Annotated in this window: 3 protein-coding genes and 1 pseudogene; 2 read left to right on the top strand and 2 right to left on the bottom strand. The window is 60.1% G+C overall.

Translation table 11 applies throughout. The features are described from left to right. A pseudogene (locus KVT38_RS33175) lies at positions 1-247 on the top strand (ATP-dependent DNA helicase PcrA); the annotation flags it as partial. A gap of 69 nt (positions 248-316) precedes the next feature. On the opposite strand, the gene KVT38_RS33170 reads toward KVT38_RS33175, so the two are convergent. After that, positions 317-712: a hypothetical protein gene (locus KVT38_RS33170; protein WP_217598014.1), complete on the bottom strand. Its 396-nt coding sequence runs from the start codon at positions 710-712 to the stop codon at positions 317-319. Between the two features lie 118 nt (positions 713-830). Between KVT38_RS33170 and ligA the strand changes: the two genes are divergently transcribed. After that, positions 831-2,867 carry an NAD-dependent DNA ligase LigA gene (ligA, locus tag KVT38_RS33165; RefSeq protein ID WP_217598013.1) on the top strand — a complete coding sequence of 679 codons (2,037 nt, stop codon included), beginning with the start codon at positions 831-833 and terminating at the stop codon, positions 2,865-2,867. A gap of 72 nt (positions 2,868-2,939) precedes the next feature. Here ligA and KVT38_RS33160 read toward each other — a convergent pair whose 3' ends face one another. After that, entirely contained in the window at positions 2,940-3,359 is a 420-nt protein-coding gene (locus KVT38_RS33160) for a DUF4395 domain-containing protein (RefSeq protein WP_217598012.1), read from the bottom strand. Positions 3,360-3,760 lie beyond the last annotated feature (401 nt).

The raw sequence follows: 3,760 nt of genomic DNA, 5'->3' as shown, positions 1-3,760 counted from the left end.
GCCGGGGCAGCCGCCGGCGACCTACGGCGTCGGCGGCCGGCCGGCCGCGAGCCCGCAGCCGGCGCCGGGCGGCGGGCAAGGCTTGTCCGTCGCGGCCGGGGACAAGGTGCAGCATGCGAAGTGGGGCATCGGCACGGTCGTCGCGGTGAAGGGGAGCGGCAGCGATACGGAGCTGAACATCGCGTTTCCCGCACCTGTCGGTCTCAAACGTCTGCTCGCAGCCTTCGCGCCCGTCACCAAGCTTTGATTTTGACCGCAAACCGCAACAAAAAAGCCGCCGCGCCACACGGCGCAGCGGCCTTCCCGTACATAAAGCTTAGTGATAACCCGGCAGATGGGTATCGGGGTCCTTCAAAACGTTGAGAATGTCCATATGGATAAGATGCCTGCGCGTCTCCTCCGTGCCGATCCTGAAGATCGTGCGGTAGATGTCGAGCATCTGCTCGTTGTACTTGTCCGTGGCGGGGTCGTGATCCGCGGATTTGTACGGGATGATCGCGCGAAGATGAGTCGCGTCGTCCGTCTCGGCCCGCTTGGCGAGCAGCGACATCAACTGATCGATCTCCCGGTCCGTCGCGTATACGCTGAGCTGGTCGGTCGTATGATTTTCTTCCTTTGTGATCGTACCTGCGGATACCGAGACGTAATACGTCTCCTTTACCGAAGAGTGCCTCTCCTGGCTATCGTAATATTTATCCGTTTGATTATCCATGTTTAAACCCTCCCGTTTATACCTCGGTTGTCTCTTTTTACACGATAATCGGGGCGCTTGAATCAAATCGCACAACCATCAACCCGGCGCGCCGGGTAACGAGAGAGGCCGAATAACGATGACGGAGCCGCTGCAGCGGATGAGACAGCTGGTCGACGAATTGAACGTTCACGTCCGGCGTTACTACACCGAGGACAACCCTTCCATCAGCGATCGGGAGTACGATCTGCTGTACGACGAGCTGGTTGCGCTGGAAAAAGAGACGGGGACCGTGCTTCCCGATTCGCCGACCCACCGCGTAGGCGGAGAAATTCTGAAGGGCTTCGAGCCCCATCGCCACATGGCGCGGCTGTGGAGCCTGGACAAGGCCCAGAATTTCGATGACCTCAAGGCGTGGGCGCAGCGCGTGAACAAGCTGGTCGCGGATTACAATACGCGCAACCCCGAGTCTCCGCTGCCGCCGCCCGAATACGTCATCGAGCAAAAGTTCGACGGGCTGACGCTTAACCTCACCTATTCGAACGGCGAGCTCGTGCAGGCGGCGACGCGCGGCAACGGCGTCGTGGGCGAGGGCATATTGGCGCAGGTCAAAACGATTCGCTCAATCCCGCTGTCGATTCCTTATAAAGGCGGACCGATCGAGATCCAGGGCGAAGGCATTATGCGGCTGTCCGTGCTCGAAGCGTACAACCGCACCGCAGCCGAGTCGCTCAAGAACGCCCGCAACGGCGCCGCCGGCGCGCTCCGCAACCTGAACCCGGCCGTCACCGCCTCGCGCAAGCTGGACGCCTTCTTTTATAATGTGGGCTTTTCGGATAACGCAGGCATCTCGTTCGCGAACCACCGCGAGATATTGGCCTTCCTCAGGGACAACGGCCTGCCTGTCAACAGCTTCGAGCGTTACTACGACAATATCGAAGAGATCGCTGAGGAGCTGAACGCGATCGTCGTGTTCCGGCACGAGCTCGATTATCTCATCGACGGGGCCGTCGTCAAGGTGACGGACCTGCGCACGCGCGAGGCGCTTGGCTACACGGACAAATTTCCACGATGGGCGGTGGCGTTCAAGTTCGAGGCGGAGGAAACGACGACCGTGCTGGAGTCCGTCTCCTGGGAGGTTGGCCGTACGGGCAAAGTGACGCCGCTCGCGCGCGTCGAAGCGGTCGAGCTGGCCGGCGTGACGGTGCAGAACTGCACGCTGAACAATATCGGCGACATCGCGCGCAAAAATTTGACGCATGCGCTCGGCACGCGCGTCTTTATCCGCCGCTCCAACGACGTCATTCCCGAGATATTGGGGAAAGCCGACGAGGAGCCGGGGCTCGAGATCGCGGTGCCGGAGGTTTGCCCGGCATGCGGCACGCCGCTCGAGCTGCGCGGGGCGCATCTGTTCTGCCCGAACCGTCTGGGCTGCCGGCCGCAGATCGTGGGGCGCATTACGCATTTCGCCTCCCGCGACTGCATGGACATCGAGACGTTCAGCGGCAAAACCGCCGGGCAGCTGCTCGAAGCGCTCGACGTACGCGACCCCGCTGATTTGTACGACCTGCAGTTCGACGATCTGGTCAAGCTGGAGCGCTTCGGGGAAAAGAAGGCGAACAACCTGCTGGCCTCCATCGAAAAGTCCAAATCGCGGGAACTCGCTGCGTTCCTGAACGCGCTCGGCATCCCGAATACGGGCAAGGCGACCGCGCGCACGCTCGCCGATCACTACGGCGACCTCGATCGCCTGATGGCGGCCGAGGCTGAGGAGCTGGTCACGCTGCCTGACATCGGCGGCATCGTGGCCGAGAGCATCGCGGGCTTCTTCCGCGACCCGCTTATGCAGCAGAGCATCGCCCGCATGCGCGCCGCGGGCGTGAAGGCCGAGTCCGACCGCCCGGCGGCGCAGGCGGCCGATACGAGCCATCCGTTGTTCGGCAAGACGGTCGTCCTCACCGGCACGCTAAGCCTGCTCACGCGCGACGAGGCGTCGAAGCGTCTCGAGGCGCTCGGCGCCAAGGTGTCCGGCAGCGTCTCCAAGAAGACCGATCTCGTCATCGCCGGCGAGAGCGCCGGCAGCAAGCTGACGAAGGCGCGCGATCTCGGCGTACCCGTGCTGGAGGACGAGCGGGAGCTTTTGAAGCTGCTCGGCATAGAGTCCGCGGGCGAATAAGCGCTTGGCAACCTAAAAGGCCGACGCCTTCCGAACGATTCGGAGGGTGTCGGCCTTTTGTGATTTACGAGGTTACGAATGCCGGATACGGCGTCTCGCGAGAAATTGCTTGTACTGGAAGTAAACCGTACAGCCGACGCAATAGCCGAGCAAGGCGGCGCCGGCAGCCGCAAGCAGCATGACGGCGAACGCGTACCCGGCGACCGTCCAGCCCAGCGAGAAGCTGAGGACCGCCAAGCTGAGGAAGATGACCGCGAGCGTATTGTTGAAGCGGGCCAGCTCCTGGGCTTGCGTTTCTTTGCCGGCCGTCTTCAGCCAAGGCTTCGCCAGTCGTATAAATAGGTTGTATCTGCCTCCCGTGGCGAGTCCGGCGACTTCGATCAACCATAGAAGGGCCAGCAGCCATAATGGTGCGAAGAAGAAAGACGCGACGACAACCAGGACGATGCCGGTCTGATTGGACTTAATATAGGGCATGGGGACTTCCTTCATGCGAGAGCCTCCTTGCGTATCGTTTTAATTCCAAGTTAGAACATCGGGAATTGAATGTCAACGCAGAATTTCAAATACAAGTATTTACAGTTGCTTTTCTCTTCTCAGCTTGGTATATTAGTACTCGCCCCTTCGGGGGACAGGCCAAGACGAGCTTGAGCTTAACGGCTTCGAAAAAAAGAAGTTGACAAGCCCGAACGAACCTGATAAAGTTAACTGCTGTCGGCTCGGAGAACTTGCGAGAGCGAAGGCCGGCAATGGAAGACAAGATTGCTCCTTGAAAACTGAACATCGAGCGTTAAAACAAACGGACGCTGAAGCCTTCGGGCCAAAGCGAAAAGTTATACCAGCTTTATCATGAGCAAGTCAAGCTTACCTTTATGGAGAGTTTGATCCTGGCT

Origin of the sequence: Cohnella sp. GbtcB17 (assembly GCF_019091135.1) — a bacterium.
Classification (GTDB): Bacteria; Bacillota; Bacilli; order Paenibacillales; family Paenibacillaceae; genus Cohnella.
Note: the sequence above shows the minus strand (reverse complement) of the source record. Positions and strands in the feature narration are given on the sequence as shown.

Coding starts and splice junctions, on each gene's coding strand:
- KVT38_RS33170 (WP_217598014.1), bottom strand. CDS start 712: ATGGATAATCAAACGGATAAATATTACGATAGCCAGGAGAGGCACTCT.
- ligA (WP_217598013.1), top strand. CDS start 831: ATGACGGAGCCGCTGCAGCGGATGAGACAGCTGGTCGACGAATTGAAC.
- KVT38_RS33160 (WP_217598012.1), bottom strand. CDS start 3,359: ATGAAGGAAGTCCCCATGCCCTATATTAAGTCCAATCAGACCGGCATC.